Raw genomic sequence first — 16,406 nt, 5'->3', positions numbered from 1 at the left:
ATCATTGCCAAGATTGATATTATTTGCATCAATGTATAAATCCCCCCCTTCACCAAAATTTTGAACATTGCTACTGTTCTGTAAATTGACATCTCCTTTGGCACTCACAGAAATAATATTCTGATTATCAACGCCATGTTTTTCCAGCTTTGCATTATCCAGAGTAATATGCTGCCCAGATTCCAAAAACAAATTGCCATTAGTAATCATTGCCCCACTACTGACAATATCAGCTCCATCACCCGTACTGATACTCAATAAGCCACCTTGTGGATTGGTATTTTGCATAACCCCCGTATTTTCAATTTTACCTGTACTGGTGATGACTAAACTTTGCGGAGCTTGCAGAGTTCCCGCATTACTTACCCCTAAACCTTTATCCGTTCCAATAATGTAGATATTATTGGCATACATCCCACCGAGTGCTTTCACGTCTAATGCAAATGTTGGGGTGATGCTATTTTCTTGATTGGGTGTAATTGAACTCAAATCATCACTAATTGTATTTGAACCTGTAACCACTTGTAACGCTTGATTGGCATGAACCTGGGCATTGAGTTCAACAGCTTTTGCATAAATATCGACATAATCTGCATTGTTGTTATTACCACCAAGCCCTAAATTGTTTCCATTTGAGCTGACATTGACTGTTCCCTGGTCAACTACGAACTGTTGAATACTGCCATCTTCATTCAGTTGCGGTTTCCCTGTAGTAAATATTGCCTTATTGGCATTTATGAATCCACCACCTTGAATATTAATGCCTGATGGATTGGCAATAATCACATCTGCACGCTGACCAGCGACCTCAAGATTTCCCTCAAAACGTGAAGCTGCAGCAGAATTTACTTCATTTAAAATGACTTGCGCCTCACCTGTTTGTAGATAAGGGTTGGCTCCCACTTGTCCCACAATCACTGATTCTGCACCATTACGACTGTTATTTAATACCACACCAGGTTGCAATACATCAAATTGATTATAGATATTATGAGACACCCCATTTTTAGGTGTTTGAATATTCACCACAGGGACATTTTGACCTTGTTGGTTTTGCCCTACACCAATACTTGCCTGTTGATGAGCCGCTGCAGCAGGATCTGCCTGCATCTGTGCATAGACAGGTGAAAATGCTATAAATAAGCTCATCGATGCAACAATACTTTTAACTTGCCACAACTGATGAAATGATTTTGAATTTTGTATATTTACTGACTCTGCAAAGGAAGCTTGTTGTGTGCTTTGTCCTGCAGCTTTTGTTTGGTTCTTTATATTTTCTGCAACAGCAACAAACATATTTTTTGCTTTGCTAAAAATAATACGATAACAATTTTTATTCATTTCTTAGATTCCTAAAAAGTTTTTTGATTAATATGAAAAATTTAAGCTAAAGCCCGTAATCCATTCTTTCTTGATTACCTTAGGTGCCTTAATACCATGTCCAATAAAGGCATCCAAATAGATACCTTTAAAATAACTACGCGTGCCAAAGACACTGCCAATCAGATGGCGTTGTCCAGAATAACTATTGTGTCCATTTACCCATCCCTGATCTATACCTGCATAAAATTGTGTCGCAGGAATAGGTGAATTCCAGCTGAATTCTTGTTGTAAGTAGTGACCATTATCTCCAGACAGCATCACATCTCCATCAAAGCCTCTGACGCTATAACGCCCACCAATGTAAAAACGATCCTGAGGAACTAAAATTTTGGGTGCAAATTGTCCACGCCAATTTAGACGATACTGAACAGGACGGTTTAAAATAGTGAAAGGCTGGGAATAACGAAAGTCAGCACTCCATAGCGGAGCTCGAGCATATCCTTCCGCAGGAAGAATGATTTGCTGTTTTTTTACAGGATCATAAGCTGTAATTCTTTCTTCTGGTGCAGGTTGGGCGTTCAATGCTCCTGTACCTCGGCGGTAATCAATATTTAAATCCAGTAACGCATTGCCGATATATTAGACTTCTTGCGTAAGTCATATTTTAATCATCCAGTTGATAAGCCCTGCAATTAAATTCATTCTTAAGCCAAATCTTCTCCGCCTGTTTCTATATCGTTCACTAAGAATACGAAATACTTTTATTCTTCTATTTAAATGTTCAATTGGAATTCGGCGGCGGCTTATTTCCTTATTGATCAGTTTCGCCTCTGGAGAGAGCTCCTTTTTCTTTAACTTTTTTATTGGAATTAGTAACTTACTGCTTATCTCTTTAAAACCCTTATAAGCCAGATCACCTATAACAAACGCAAAATTCGCTAATTCCTTTGCATGTTTACGGGCTATTGTAAGGTCATGGGTTGTTCCTGGATCGATCTGGATACTGATAATTTGATTCAATTTCGTACTAAAAATAACCTGTGTCTTAAGCGTATGTTTCTTCTTTTTCCCACTATAGTACATTTTCTGTTTTTTTAGGGCGTTCTATTTGTGATTCGGTGACATCAATCAGCACAAAGTCATCATTTTCAATCTCCTGATTTCTCTTCGGTAAAACAAAATGGCGGGATTGAACAAGTGCATTCTCTATTTTCTGAATCGTTCGATTCACATTACTTTCAGCTAAGCCATAATCAGCAGATAATTCAATCTGAGTTCGATATGAGCGTAAGTAATTCAAAGTTAATAGTAATTGATCTTGCAGAGTCAGGGAATGAGGGCGACCGGATTTCTTCTTCGCACGTTCTGCCTCTTCCAAAATGCTCAACATTTTAGAAAATAAAGGGCGCGGAACTCCAACCAGACGTTTAAATTCCAGATCATCAAATCGCGTTAAATTTTCATATTTCATTCTCAAATTATAAACCCATTTTATACTTTCGCAAGAAGTCTATTGTCTATGTTGAATACCCGCATTCCACCCCGCAGTTTCTCTACGCTGCACACCGATCTCAACATTTTCAATAAAATTCTGATTTTCTTTATGATAACCCTTTGCGTAAATACTGGTTTTATGATGTGCACCGCGGCTAATCATACGAGATAGTGTGAGATTACTTTGTTTGGTTTTCCCACTATATAAAATCGGCCCATTAAAACCGGCAACTTTTTGCTCATATTTATATTCATTATGGGTTGCTGATAATTCATAATTTCGAAATGGAATTGAATAATTGATATAAAAGCTTTGATTAAAGTCTTTTTTCCAATCATCGAGCGAGTGACTTAAATTGATATTAAGCACATCATTCAAACGCAAGGGGTTATTTAAGCTAACCCCTAAACCACCAATATATTTCCCAGTATTTTTTAATCCGGAATTGTCAATATTTAAGCTCAATCCTAGTTTTTTATAAGACCTGGATGTCACAATAAGATCACTATAACCAACCAGTTCCGTACCATCTTGAGCTACCGTTGGCTCTATCCTGATATCCACATCTCGATTTGAAGTGCGCTTTAGATTTTCTAAACCCTGATCAATATTTTTAAGATTTAAAATTTCATTATTTTTTATCGGTAAAGCAGTGAATATCTCTATCTTATTTACAGATTTATCCTTTGAAAGAATTTGATGAATTCGTCCTACATATATATTTAAAACCAAACTACCTTGAGTCAAATCCTGTGGATTTACCACAATCTGAGTTGTAATCAATCCTTGCTTGATCAGCTCATTTTGTGCGTATTTCACTAGATTTTGTAAGCTCTTTGTCCCGATACATTGGCCAACAACAAAGTTTGGCTGATTTAGACCATATAACAAGCTATTGAAAATATTTTGATTTTCACTTTGTAAAGGATCGTTTATAACGAAACGGAGTTGGTTTATTTCAAAACATGGTTCTTCAGGAACAATGACATTATCACGACTAACTTTTTCACTTTTTTGTTGTGGCGCCAACAAATTATTTTCTTCATTTAACTTTTTTTCCAGTTCATTGATACGTTGGTCTTGTCTAATATTTTCATTTATTGACAAATCATCCTGGGCAGATATTTCTTGTGTAAATAAATAGGAAATCGTTAAAAATAAAACAATTTTTCCTCTATTTGCGATAATTTCCATAATATTAAAATATTAATTTTAGATTAATTTTGTACATATACTATACCACAGTTAACTAAACCACCACAATACACCCACATTTAATTAGCTTAGTTTTCCACCAAAAAAATGATAAACTTTTGATTTAAAATTAATATTTTTTAATAAAAGATATAATCTTTATCTCACTGTATTTAATATAAATTTCACTTAATTATTAAAAATAAATCTCTTGTTTTATATGATGTTAAAAGTAATTAACCCGAATCACAGATAAGGAATTGACTTGAAAAAACAGTAGACTGGAATCATCAGTTGAGTTACCACACCAAACTTACAACCCTATAGCTAAATTCTTATTTTGGGCTACAAATAAGTCAAATATTTACTTTCGTTGAGCACAATAGCTGTTTTATCTACCAATTTGAGAGTCCGAGCTGTGAAGCCTACGGACACAAAAAAGCAACCTCAACGCAAGCCTAAAAAAAGCACCCACTAAAAGGGTGCTTTCCGATTAACCAAGAGATCGGATTACGGTTTATGCTTCCGCTTCCTTCATTTTAGACAGGGTCAGGGCCAGATCCTCAATCATATCCTCCTGCCCTCCAACCGTACCACGACGCCCCAGCTCAAGCAAAATTTCACGTGCCGATACGCCATATTTTGCTTCAGCACGTTTTGCAAATAACAGGAATGATGAATACACGCCGGCATAGCCCAGTGTTGCAGCATCCCGATCAGCACGAATCGGATTGTGCATCATTGGAATCACCAGCTCTTCTGCAATGTCCTGGACTTTGAACAGATCAACACCAGTTTCCATCTGCATACGATTAGCCACAGCAATAAACAATTCAAGCGGCGTATTCCCAGCTCCGGCACCCAGTCCTGCTGAAGCAAGGTCCACCCGTATTGCACCGGCTTCAACCGCAGCCACGGTATTGGCCACCCCCATTCCCAGGTTATGATGCCCATGAAAGCCAAGTTCAATATCCGCATCCAGCTGCTGACGCAATAAGCCAACCCGGTCAGTGACATCCTGCGGGAGCATATAACCGGCAGAATCAGTCACATAAATACAGTTGGCGCCATAGGACACCATTTTTTCAGCTTCTTTCAGCAGCTGTTCCGGTGTCGCCATGTGTGCCATCATCAAAAAGCCCACCGTGTCCATACCCAGTTTACGGGCAGCTGTAATATGCTGTTCTGAAACATCGGCTTCGGTACTGTGTGTGGCCACACGAATGGTGGACACACCCACATCATAAGCCATTTTTAAATGGTCAACCGTCCCGATCCCGGGCAGCAACAATGCAGAGATTTTCGCCTGTTTCATGCGGGGAACAACTGCCCGGAGATATTCTTCATCCGTCGCCGCAGCAAAACCATAGTTGACGGATGAACCGCCCAGCCCGTCCCCATGCGTCACCTCAATCAGCGGCACGCCGGCTTCATCCAGTGCTGTGGAAATGGCAATCATCTGCTCAACTGTAGTCTGATGGCGCTGTGGATGCATACCATCGCGCAGGGTCATATCATGTACAATAATCTTAAACATCTGTTTTGCTCCTTAAGCCCCGGCCGTCGCCAGTAAACGTTCTGCAAACATTTCTGAAGTCCGTGCGGCGGCGGCCGTCATAATGTCCAGATTGCCCGCATATTTCGGCAGAAAATCCCCCAGGCCTTCCACCTCCAGAAAAACAGAAACCCGCTTACCATCAAATACCGGCCCATTCACCAGTCGGTAACCCGGCACATATTTCTGCACCTGCTGGATCATGGCATGTACGGATTCGGTAATTTTCTGCTGATCCGGCTCGCCTTCCACCAGGCAATGTACGGTGTCACGCATAATCAGCGGTGGTTCAGCAGGGTTAATAATGATAATCGCCTTGCCCTGTTTTGCTCCGCCAACCTGCTCAATTGCAGCAGCAGTGGTCCGGGTAAACTCATCAATATTTTTACGTGTTCCCGGGCCAACAGATTTTGTAGAAACCGTTGCAATAATTTCACCATAACTGACCGGCTGAACCTGTGAAATTGCAGCAACCATGGGAATTGTCGCCTGCCCACCACAGGTCACCATATTGACATTTGGCAGCTCACCGGCTTCCATCAGCCTTTCAAGGTTCACAGGAGGCACACAGAATGGTCCGATTGCCGCTGGCGTCAGATCAATCATCTGCACTCCGAGCGCATTTAATTTACGGCTGTTTTCGGCGTGAACATAAGCTGACGTTGCATCAAAAGCAATTTTGATATCATCTTCAATCACATGTGGCAATAAACCATCCACACCGTCGGCAGTGGTTTTCAGTCCCATTTTTGCAGCACGTGCCAGGCCTTCAGAGCCAGGATCTATGCCGACCATCCAGACCGGTTCCAGTACTTCACTGCGCTGCAACTTATAAAGCAGATCTGTTCCGATATTACCTGGCCCGATCAGTGCACATCTAATTTTGTTCATTTACATTCTCTTAAATCAGTTAAAAGCATGGAAATAATCGGATATTTAAAATCGATGATGTAACCACTCGATAATGCTGGGTTTAAACGATTATTTTCAGTACAACCGCACTGGAATTGTTTTGTGTTTAGATTCTAGTTGAGAGCATCACAATATGAATATCCAGTTTTGGACATTAATGTAAAATTTATTACTTAATTTTAAGTGAGTAGAAAAATTTCAAAAAATAAATATAATTCAAAAAGATAAATTTTAAAAACTCAATAAGTTTTAATAATAGCCATATTCCGTAAATTCATTGGATTCACTGGACCACCTTCAAGTAAGGTAGAGTGAATATATACATATGGAGTTTGTAATGATCGAAGATATTAAAACATTACCATTATATATCAATGGTCATTTCATAAATACAAAAAAAACATTTAAGAATATCAGCCCGGTCACCGGCCAGGTACTCTGTGAAGTATCTGAAGCCGGCATGGATGAAGTTGACCAGGCAGTTCGTTCAGCACGTCATGCAGTCGATCACGCATGGGGGAAATATCATCCCTCACAACGCGCCGATCTGCTCGATGAAATTGCCGATGGTATTGAAAAACGCTTTGAAGAATTCGTTCAGGCTGAAGTAGCTGATACTGGCCGTCCCATATATCTGGCCAGAACGCTGGATGTACCACGTGGTATTGCAAATTTCAGAACTTTTGCCAGCATTTTACGTGCCGGTGTCAGTGAAAGTGTCGACAGCTTAATTGGCGATGGTTCCAGACTATTGAATTATACGGTACGCAAACCCCTGGGGGTGGTTGCTGTAATTTCGCCCTGGAATTTACCGCTATTACTGCTCACCTGGAAAATTGCACCGGCTCTTGCCGCGGGAAATGCACTGGTCTGCAAGCCTTCGGAAGAAACCCCCTCCTCTGCGGCACTGCTGGCTCAGGTTATTGAACAGACCTCACTGCCCAAAGGCGCTTTTAATCTGCTTCATGGTTTTGGCAATCATTCAGCCGGCGCATTTTTAACACAACACCCGGATATCGATGCCGTATCATTCACCGGTGAGTCAAAAACCGGTTCACATATTATGGCTGCCGTTGCTGGAGGCGTAAAGGAAGTCTCCTTTGAACTGGGCGGCAAAAATGCTGCTGTCGTCTTTGAAGATGCAGATTTTGATCAGGCCGTTGCAGGTATTGTTAAATCTGCATTTTATAACAGCGGTCAGGTCTGTATGTGCACCGAACGGGTCTATGTGCATCGCACCATTTTTGACAGATTCGTCCAGGCCCTGAAACAGCAGACCGAAGCACTGATTGTGGATTTACCCGATACGGAAAATGTTGATCTGGGGCCATTGGTATCCTATAAGCACCGTGACAAAGTCACATCATATTTTGAGCTTGCCAGGCAGGAAGGCGCTACGGTCATCACCGGAGGCGGTATCCCGGTATTTGGTGATGACAGGGACAAAGCCGCTTTTGTACAGCCCACCATCTGGACCGGACTGCCGGATCATGCCCGCTGTGTGACGGAAGAAGTATTTGGCCCTGTCTGCCATATTGCTCCCTTTGATACCGAAGAAGAAGTGCTGGTACGTGTCAACGACAGCAAATACGGGCTTGCCTGTTCCATCTGGACGGAAAATGTATCACGAGTGCATCGCCTGACCCCACAAATCCATACTGGAATTGTCTGGGTGAATACCTGGTATTCCCGTGATTTACGCACACCTTTTGGTGGTACCAGACTGTCCGGCCTGGGGCGTGAAGGCGGTCAATATTCCATTGACAGCTATTCTGAAATCACAAATGTCTGCATCAAATATAGCTAATTGAGAGTCGAAATTATGGGAATTCAAAAAGATATCTTAAACAGGGCCGCCAGCTTGCTCTGGGATGCGGAAAAGAACAAACAGGCCTGCGCCCCGGTCAGCACCTTATTGGGTGAACATGCCACCATTCATGACGCCTACGCCATTCAGCAAATCAATATTGAAAAGAAGATTGCAGAAGGAGCAAGAATTGTCGGCAAGAAAATTGGCTTGACCTCCACCGTCGTTCAGCAACAGCTGGGGGTCGATCAGCCTGATTTTGGCAGTATCCTGCATGACATGATCCATACCGACGGAGCCAGTATTGCACTGTCTTCCCTGTTGCAACCCAAAGTCGAAGCAGAAGTTGCCTTTGTACTCAAAAAAGATCTGAACCGACAACACAACACCTTCCTGGATATCATTCATGCCATCGACTATGTACTGCCTGCCATTGAGGTGGTGGACAGTCGCATCCGGGACTGGAAAATCACCATTCATGACACCATTGCCGATAACGCTTCCTCTGCACTGGTGATATTGGGACAAAAACCGGTTTATCTGAATGAGATCGAAATCAACCAGCTGGGCATGTCACTGTATGTCAATAATGAACTGGCCACGACCGGGCATTCTGCCAGTTGCCTGGGCAGTCCACTGATTTCCACGGTCTGGCTGGCCAACACGCTGGCACAACAGGGTTCACCCCTGCGGGCCGGTGATCTGGTATTAAGTGGCGCACTGGGCGCCATGACCAGTATTGACACGCCTGCGCATGTACGTGCCGAAATACAGTCCCTGGGCAGTGTACGGGTCAATTTTGTCTAATGGTATACACAAGTATATTTTGAATAATAACGGATAAGGTGGATCAGAATCATGACTGAACAATTAAGGGAAATTGCCGGGCAACTGGATCAGGCACGTATTGAAAAGCAGGACATTGCTTCAATCTGCGGGGACAACTATACCCTTGAACAGGCATTTGAAATTCAGAACATCGGGGTACAGCTCCGTGAACAACGCGGTGAAAAACAGATTGGTGTCAAACTTGGTTTTACCAGTCATGCCAAAATGAAACAGATGGGAATTGATAAGCTGATCTTTGGCCGTCTGACCGATGCCATGCTGCTCAACAGCAATGACACTGTTGATGTGAAAGACTTTATTCACCCACGGATAGAGCCGGAAATTGGTTTTGTCACCGCCCGGGATATTACTGAACCCTTATCACTGGTCAACTATATTTATTATATTGACGGTATTTTCCCGGCAATGGAAATTATTGACTCACGCTATCAGAATTTTAAATTCACCCTGGCAGATGTGGTTGCAGATAACACCTCAGCCGCCGCTTTTGTGCTGGGTGAAATCCGGGATTTTTCACATTATGCCGCAAATATGGGCGTCATACTGTCTGAAAATGGACATGCAGCCGCCTATGGCTCCACGGCTGCAATTCTGGGGAATCCCATTCTTTCCCTGATCCAGGTGTCTCAGATTTTAAGTGCGCAGGGACAGACCCTGCCGGCAGGTTCCCTGATTCTGGCCGGCGCTGCGACCAATGCCATTCATATGCAGAACCACAGCTTTTATGAAACACAGGTTCATGGCTTAGGCACAGTTTCCATCAACACCGCTGCAAATTAATTCAGGAGCACACCATGTCTTCAACTGTCGTTACCGGTAAGGCAAAACCCAGAGGAAGATTTCCTCATGTAAAAAAAGTCGGCCATTTAATTTTTGTTTCCGGAACAAGCTCACGCTTACCGGATAACTCATTTGCCGGTGTTCAGGTGGATGAAATGGGCTCAACCAACCTGGACATCAGCGTTCAGACCGAAGCTGTGATTAACAATATCAAGGACATCCTGGAAACTCAGGGTGCTTCACTTGAACATATTGTCGATATTACAGCCTTCCTGGTCGATATGAATGACTTTGACCGCTATAACAAAGTCTACGCAAAATATTTCGATTATAACGGTCCGACCCGGACCACCGTTGCAGTGCATCAACTGCCACACCCGCATTTACGCATTGAGATCAAAGCCATCGCTTATCTTGATCCCTCTGCATGACCACAATCATCAGGAGAGATGAACATGGATTATAAATACGGTTTACCCAAAAACCTGAAGGACTGGGCAGAAAACCATTCAAATTTACTGGCCCCACCGGTCTGTAATGCAGCTGTTTTTGAAAATGGTGATTATTTTATCAATATGGTTGGCGGCCCAAATTTCAGGACCGATTTTCATGACAATCCAACCGAAGAAATTTTTTATCAGATGGCCGGTTCTGCCTATGTGATTATCTGGGACAGAAATAAATTTGAAAAAATTGTCCTGAAGGAAGGCGATATTTTTGTCATGCCAGCACATGCACAGCATTCACCACAGCGGCCGACTCCCGGATTGTGCTTTCTGGTTGAACATAAACGTCCGGAACAGGAAGATGACCGCTTTAACTGGTATTGCAGCCAGTGTGCCACACTGGTCTATTCAGATCAGCAGCACGTCCATGACCTGGTCGCCCAGTTACCGCCCGTTTATCGGACCTTCTACAACACCAGTGACGAAGTCCGTACCTGTCCATCCTGTGGATATATACACGCAGGTAAACATGCAAATCAATGGATTTCAGAGTTAAAACTTTAAATACGGACATCATGTATGAAAGTCATCGATATGCACTCTCACTTTTTCCCGGTTGTGTCTGAAGAAAGTGCCCATGCCATCAACCCCAGCACCGTGCCGTGGCTGAAGGTCAATGCAAATGCCCGTACAGGCAGCATTATCCTGAATGGAAAAAATTTCAGACCGGTCATCAGTCCGTTATGGTCACCGCAGGATCGGGTTGAAGAACTGGATCGAAACCATATTGACCTACAGATCATCTGTGCCACGCCCATTTTATTTGCATATGCCGAGCCCGTTGCCGCAGCCGTGGCATGGAATCAGCGGATTAATGACCTGGGTTCAGAGTTCTGTCATGCCTTTCCGGAGCGTTTAAGAGTGATGGCTCAGGTGCCCTTACAGGACATTGACGCTGCCTGCAGGGAATTATCCAGATGCAAGGCAAATGGTCATGTAGGCGTACAGATTGGGAACCATGTCGATGATAAAAGCCTGGATGATGAAGGCATACTGACCTTTCTGACCCATTGTGCCAGTGAAAACATGCCTGTGTTCATACACCCGTGGGACATGATGGGCGGCCCACGCCTGAAAAAATGGATGCTGCAATGGCTGGTGTCCATGCCTGCTGAAACTCAGCTCAGCGCACTGTCCCTGATTCTTTCCGGTGCCTTTGAGCGGCTGCCTGACAACCTGAAACTGTGCTTTGCACATGGCGGAGGCAGTCTGCCCTATCTGATCGGTCGTGTGGACAATGCCTGGAAACATCGGGACATCGTCCGGGAAGACTGCCCTCAGTTACCCTCCAGCTATTTAAACCGCCTATGGGTGGACTCAGCCGTCTTTGATCAGCCGGCACTCAATTACCTGGTCGATAAAATGGGTGAAGACAAAGTGATGCTCGGCTCAGATGCACCCTTCCCGCTGGGTGAGCAAAACATTGGGGCACTGGTCAAGGAGAGCACCTTATCAGATGATGCAAAAGCGAATATTTTATGGAATAATGCCAGGGAGTTTTTCAATTTGCCATAATATGGATATTCGGTGAGCAAAAAGCCCTTTCGCGTTCAGGATATTGCATTAAACAGAATTAAGCTCCGCCCCCTGGTGATTTTTCATCAGGTGGTGCAGAGTGGATCCGTACTGCGTGCTGCCAAAGCACTGAGTTTAAGCCAGCCGGCAGTTACCAAAGCCATCCAGGAACTGGAAAGTGAGCTGGGTGCCACACTTTTCAACAGAACCAATAAAGGTGTATTTCCAAGTGATGCCGGTCAGATCCTGGCCCATCGTGTATCCAGCCTATTTACCGAACTCCGTTACCTGATTGATGATCTCAACAGTTTTAATAACGGCAATTCCGGGCATATTGTCATTGGTTCAGTCCTGTCCGGCGGCGAATATTTAATTCCTGAGGCCATTCTGAAATTAAAACAGGACAATCCAGGAATTGTGGTATCCATTAAAATCGCCAGTATCAACGAGCTGTATCTTTCTCTGTCCAAGGGGGAACTGGACATGGTGGTGGGCCGTTTACCCAGGCCGCACTCTCCGTTTTACAGCAAATATAACTTTATTCATCAGCCCATCTACGAAGAAAGACTGTGCCTGGTTACCTCCACAGCTAACCCGAATATTGAAAAATATCTGCAGTCCGGTCAGTTATCCGATCTTTCTGAATTAAACTGGATTCTGCCTCATGACGGCTCTTCCATGCGTGAGTCAATTAACGAATATTTTATCAGTCATGACGTTCATATCCCTGCCAATATTGTTGAATCCACCTCTTTACTAACCAATATCAAACTGATCAGTAAAGGACACTTTATTGCTTTCATGCCTGAACTGATCAGCAAAAGTTATTGTGAAATGGGCATACTGCAAATATTGTCTACAAAGGAGTTTACAGAACTGGATAGCGTCGGTATCAGCTATAACCAGGATCGTACACTCAGTTCAGCTTGTCTGAATTTTATCAAAGCACTTGAAAATACCAACCCCTATCTGAATCAGTGATTTTAAGGTATTCACTTTTACATCATTTTTATTCCGTTATTCAGTCAGTAGATTATAAACAAAGAGAATTTAGCCAGTATTCAGATTAATTCCCCCCGGACAAACATAAATATATACTAAAATAGTAAATATTATATAACCAATCATGGATATAAATTTACATACCTGTAATATCACAAACATTCATACAGCACAAACAGCTGTTTATATTGAATATTTTTAAAATAATTTTTTGAAGACCTTCCCACTGAAATATAATTTGCTATATTAAAAAAATACATTTGAAATCGATCAGTATTTCTTAGTCACATGGATTTATGGTGAATGTTATGATTTTTTATTCTTATTATAAACGCACTGGAATAACACTGAACGATCAGGCTATTTTCAATTTTGATGACAATATTGCATATCGTTCACCAGAGGCTTCACAGCATTCACAGACAGGCCAGGCAAAGACACAGGCACTGGACTCCGGGCACATTCAACAACCATTATGCGGCTCGGCACTGGATACGCCTTTTTTTCTGATCAAAGCCCTGGTTTATATAGAAAATAATATTGTCAGTAAAATTCATATCAGTGACCTGGAAATCGCTTCCGGAGTCTCTGAAAAAACGCTGTACCGGTCCTTTAAAAAGAAATTTAAGTTATCTCCGATGAGTTATATCAAATTTTACCGCTTATATCATATCCGGGATGAATTAATGAATGCAGATAACTCCGCCAATATTACCGATACAGCCTTTAAATGGGGAATCACCCATATTGGCCGCCTTTCAGGTGAATATAAATTTTTCTTTGGAGAAAAGCCAAGCGACACACTGAAACGCTCAAATTTTCATCGCGATGCATAATCCCCAGTGTGATTTTCATTCAGACATTGTGCTTATGATTCCTCTCTGACTTATTAATGACGAATCTTTGCAACGAAGGAATAATGACAGGACATATCACCATTGTGCCAATTTTAGAAGGATTTAAAATGCCGTTTATACATGTAAATGATATAATTGACCAGAATAAACTTTCTTCATTGCAATGGTCTGTATTTGTACTGGCTCCTGTATTCAGTGCAGCCTTAAATAATCAGCAGCAAAAAGCGCAGAATATTCTGGCAAAAATTACAGGAAAACCGCCAGGGTCCGACACAACACTGATGTTATCTCCGTCAGATGAAAAAAATGCCGCAGTGCATCCTGTCAAAATGGTCCTGACGCGCCATCTGTGGATTTCCTGCATGCTGTGGTTATGCTGTTTTATGAGCCTGCTGGTCTTTTATCTGCTGAGCAGCTGGCTACCTGTCATTCTAAAAACAGCCGGATTCAGCACCTGGCAATTCAGCCTGGCCGGTATTTTCCATATTCTGGCTATTCCAACCCTGCTGGCATTTATGGCTCTGTATTTCAAAGTTATCAGGGAGCAACAGCATGTCTGAATATGTGCTGTTTATCCAGCAATTTACAGCCGATATCAACCAAGCACTCCATCCGATACTGGAATCATTTGAATACGCAGCGGCCTACAGACCTGCCAGGCTTCATGTAACTGCAAAACAATCCCTCAGACCATTGATAAAATTACTTTTTTACTCAGGAGAATAAAATGGAATCAATACAACTTGGTGCAAATTCATTTGACTATGATGACGGTGGTTCCGGACAGACGTTATTGCTGCTGTCCGGATGGTGTCAGGACCATCGTCTGTTCAAACATATTGTTGAACCCTTAAGACAGAATTTCCGGGTCATCCGTCTTGACTGGCGTGGACATAACAGTGCCCGCAGTTATGATGGTGATTTTACTGTCGATGACCAGATCAGTGACGTGGTGGCCTTCCTGGATGCAAAACAGATTGACCAGGTCATTCCTGTGTCAACCTCCCATGGCGGATGGGCCAATATCGGGCTGTCTGAACGCCTTGGCGTACAGCGGGTTCCCAGAACCATCGTGATTGACTGGCTGATGAAAAGCGCCTTTACCGGATTGATGGAAGATCTGCGTAACAGTCAGATCCCTGAAAAATGGAAACAGGCCCGTGATCATCTGTTCAATGAATGGGTCTCACATACTGACAATCAGGATGTGATTGATCATGTCTGGGTGGAAATGGATTCCTTTGATCAGGAGATGTGGGTTCGTTCCTGCCGGGAAATTGAACGGGCCTATGGTAAATGGAACTCTCCACTGGAACGCATTGCAGCCCTTGCACCGAAACGTCCGGTCGCACACATTTATTCCCAGCCGGTGTCTGAAGAGTATGATGAATTGCAGACCACATTCTCCCGGGCGAATCCTTGGTTCAACCCTTTTAAAATTACAGGAGAAACCCATTTTCCGACCCTGGAATCACCGGAAAAAGTCGTCAGCATTATTCAGGAATTCTGCTCTTAATTAAAACGCGCTTCCAGTCGCTCATCCGGATCAGCACCTGATGGGCAACGTGCAGGTACAGGCCTGTACTGATGAACTGGAGAGTACATCATTCTGATACATGGCTCGCAGTTCATTACCACAGCCACAATCAGACAGCAGCAACGTACAAGCAACCGGATCATTTTTATGTCTTATATTTATCGTTACCATGACCAACAGGAACTGGACCGCCAGTATTTTATCCGTGGCACTGTGCCGGATATTATGCCCATTATGCAGCAATATGCTGAACGTACAGCAACAGTCCGCAGGCAAATCCCCTGTTTCCTGGATATTGCCTATGGCGATACTGAAGCTGAACGACTGGATATTTTCCCAGCCACTGATCGCCAGTCGGATGCTCCCGTATTTGTATTTATACACGGCGGATTCTGGAAAATGCTGAATGCTGCTGATTCAGGTTTCATGGCCAGAACCTTTGCCGACCAAGGCGCCTGTGTTGTTGTGATCAATTATGCACTGGCACCCACGGCAAGTATTGACCAGATTGTAGACCAGTGTCGCAAGGCCATTGCCTGGACATACCGGCACATTACTGAATATGGTGGCAATCCCGATCGGATCCACGTTGGTGGCAGCTCAGCAGGGGGACATCTTGCCGGAATGATTCTGGCACAGAACTGGCGCGAGCACTATCAGGTTCCTGCCTTAAAAATTAAAGGCGGCCTGATGCTGAGCGGTTTATACGATCTGTTACCCATTGTACCGACCCATATTAACGAATGGGCCCACCTGGATGAAGACAAAGCCATACGCAACAGTCCAATCCAGTTTTTACCCGAAGCCGGCGTATCACTGATTTTTTCCTATGCCCCCAATGAAACCGAACAATTTAAAATGCAGACTGAAAGGTATATGACTGCCTGTCAGGTCAATGGCTGTTCATGCCAGTTCGTTGCTGTGCCGGACAGTAATCATTTCGATATTGTTTTTGAAATGGCTGATCCCGACAGTGAAATGTGCCGTCTGACTTTTGAAATGATGGGAATTTAAGCTGAACCTGTCCGGCGATCAACCCGTTAAATATTCAGGGGTATATTCAGACAGTTTTCT

The 16,406-nt window shown here is 43.2% G+C and carries 15 protein-coding genes and 3 pseudogenes; 12 read left to right on the top strand and 6 right to left on the bottom strand.

The features are described from left to right. Nucleotides 1–207: 207 nt before the first annotated feature. The 6 genes and pseudogenes from ACT6PV_RS06005 to ACT6PV_RS05980 form a co-directional block, all read right to left on the bottom strand. Nucleotides 208–1,341: pseudogene (locus tag ACT6PV_RS06005) on the bottom strand (two-partner secretion domain-containing protein); the annotation flags it as partial. A gap of 27 nt (nt 1,342–1,368) precedes the next feature. Beyond that, a pseudogene (locus ACT6PV_RS06000) lies at nt 1,369–1,962 on the bottom strand (ShlB/FhaC/HecB family hemolysin secretion/activation protein); the annotation flags it as partial. A gap of 18 nt (nt 1,963–1,980) precedes the next feature. Next, nucleotides 1,981–2,794, bottom strand: a protein-coding gene (locus ACT6PV_RS05995; protein WP_445114676.1) for an IS5 family transposase whose coding sequence is annotated in 2 segments (ribosomal slippage) — nt 1,981–2,413 and nt 2,412–2,794 — 816 coding nt in all. Because the reading frame shifts where the segments join, the coding sequence is not laid out codon by codon here. A 39-nt stretch (nt 2,795–2,833) separates the two neighbouring features. Further along, nucleotides 2,834–4,012 carry a ShlB/FhaC/HecB family hemolysin secretion/activation protein gene (locus tag ACT6PV_RS05990; RefSeq protein ID WP_445115533.1) on the bottom strand — a complete coding sequence of 393 codons (1,179 nt, stop codon included), beginning with the start codon at nt 4,010–4,012 and terminating at the stop codon, nt 2,834–2,836. A 517-nt stretch (nt 4,013–4,529) separates the two neighbouring features. Beyond that, complete coding sequence (gene dmpG, locus ACT6PV_RS05985; RefSeq protein WP_445115532.1) at nt 4,530–5,549, bottom strand: 4-hydroxy-2-oxovalerate aldolase; 1,020 nt, start codon at nt 5,547–5,549, stop codon at nt 4,530–4,532. Nucleotides 5,550–5,561: 12 nt separating this feature from the next. Then, nucleotides 5,562–6,458, bottom strand: coding sequence for an acetaldehyde dehydrogenase (acetylating) (locus ACT6PV_RS05980; RefSeq protein ID WP_445115531.1), 897 nt, complete (start codon nt 6,456–6,458; stop codon nt 5,562–5,564). A gap of 358 nt (nt 6,459–6,816) precedes the next feature. On the opposite strand from ACT6PV_RS05980, the gene ACT6PV_RS05975 reads away from it, so the two are divergent. The 12 genes and pseudogenes from ACT6PV_RS05975 to ACT6PV_RS05920 all read left to right on the top strand — a co-directional run bounded on the left by ACT6PV_RS05975 (nt 6,817) and on the right by ACT6PV_RS05920 (nt 16,346). Next, nucleotides 6,817–8,286, top strand: coding sequence for a 2-hydroxymuconic semialdehyde dehydrogenase (locus tag ACT6PV_RS05975; protein ID WP_445115530.1), 1,470 nt, complete (start codon nt 6,817–6,819; stop codon nt 8,284–8,286). A gap of 15 nt (nt 8,287–8,301) precedes the next feature. Next, nucleotides 8,302–9,093 (top strand): 2-keto-4-pentenoate hydratase, encoded by a 792-nt coding sequence (locus ACT6PV_RS05970; protein ID WP_445115529.1) that lies wholly within the window; start codon nt 8,302–8,304, stop codon nt 9,091–9,093. 51 nt (nt 9,094–9,144) lie between these two features. Further along, entirely contained in the window at nt 9,145–9,915 is a 771-nt protein-coding gene (locus ACT6PV_RS05965; RefSeq protein WP_445115528.1) for a 2-keto-4-pentenoate hydratase, read from the top strand. Nucleotides 9,916–9,929: 14 nt separating this feature from the next. Next, nucleotides 9,930–10,346: a RidA family protein gene (locus ACT6PV_RS05960; protein WP_445115527.1), complete on the top strand. Its 417-nt coding sequence runs from the start codon at nt 9,930–9,932 to the stop codon at nt 10,344–10,346. Between the two features lie 24 nt (nt 10,347–10,370). Next, a complete protein-coding gene (gene nbaC, locus ACT6PV_RS05955) occupies nt 10,371–10,925 on the top strand; it encodes a 3-hydroxyanthranilate 3,4-dioxygenase (protein WP_445115526.1) in 555 nt (184 codons plus the stop codon). A gap of 15 nt (nt 10,926–10,940) precedes the next feature. Continuing rightward, the gene (locus ACT6PV_RS05950) at nt 10,941–11,936 is read left to right on the top strand and encodes an amidohydrolase family protein (protein WP_445115525.1); all 996 of its coding nucleotides are present in this window, start codon (nt 10,941–10,943) and stop codon (nt 11,934–11,936) included. Nucleotides 11,937–11,948: 12 nt separating this feature from the next. Beyond that, complete coding sequence (locus ACT6PV_RS05945) at nt 11,949–12,917, top strand: LysR family transcriptional regulator (RefSeq protein WP_445115524.1); 969 nt, start codon at nt 11,949–11,951, stop codon at nt 12,915–12,917. Nucleotides 12,918–13,246: 329 nt separating this feature from the next. Then, nucleotides 13,247–13,774 carry a helix-turn-helix domain-containing protein gene (locus tag ACT6PV_RS05940; protein WP_445115523.1) on the top strand — a complete coding sequence of 176 codons (528 nt, stop codon included), beginning with the start codon at nt 13,247–13,249 and terminating at the stop codon, nt 13,772–13,774. A 338-nt stretch (nt 13,775–14,112) separates the two neighbouring features. Continuing rightward, nucleotides 14,113–14,277 (top strand): annotated as a pseudogene (locus ACT6PV_RS05935) (MFS transporter); the annotation flags it as partial. A gap of 70 nt (nt 14,278–14,347) precedes the next feature. Then, a complete protein-coding gene (locus ACT6PV_RS05930) occupies nt 14,348–14,521 on the top strand; it encodes a hypothetical protein (RefSeq protein WP_445115522.1) in 174 nt (57 codons plus the stop codon). A gap of 1 nt (nt 14,522) precedes the next feature. Further along, nucleotides 14,523–15,311: an alpha/beta fold hydrolase gene (locus ACT6PV_RS05925; RefSeq protein ID WP_445115521.1), complete on the top strand. Its 789-nt coding sequence runs from the start codon at nt 14,523–14,525 to the stop codon at nt 15,309–15,311. Nucleotides 15,312–15,479: 168 nt separating this feature from the next. Then, nucleotides 15,480–16,346: an alpha/beta hydrolase gene (locus tag ACT6PV_RS05920; protein ID WP_445115520.1), complete on the top strand. Its 867-nt coding sequence runs from the start codon at nt 15,480–15,482 to the stop codon at nt 16,344–16,346. Nucleotides 16,347–16,406: the final 60 nt, after the last annotated feature.

Source organism: Acinetobacter sp. WZC-1, from assembly GCF_052544965.1.
Note: the sequence above shows the minus strand (reverse complement) of the source record. Positions and strands in the feature narration are given on the sequence as shown.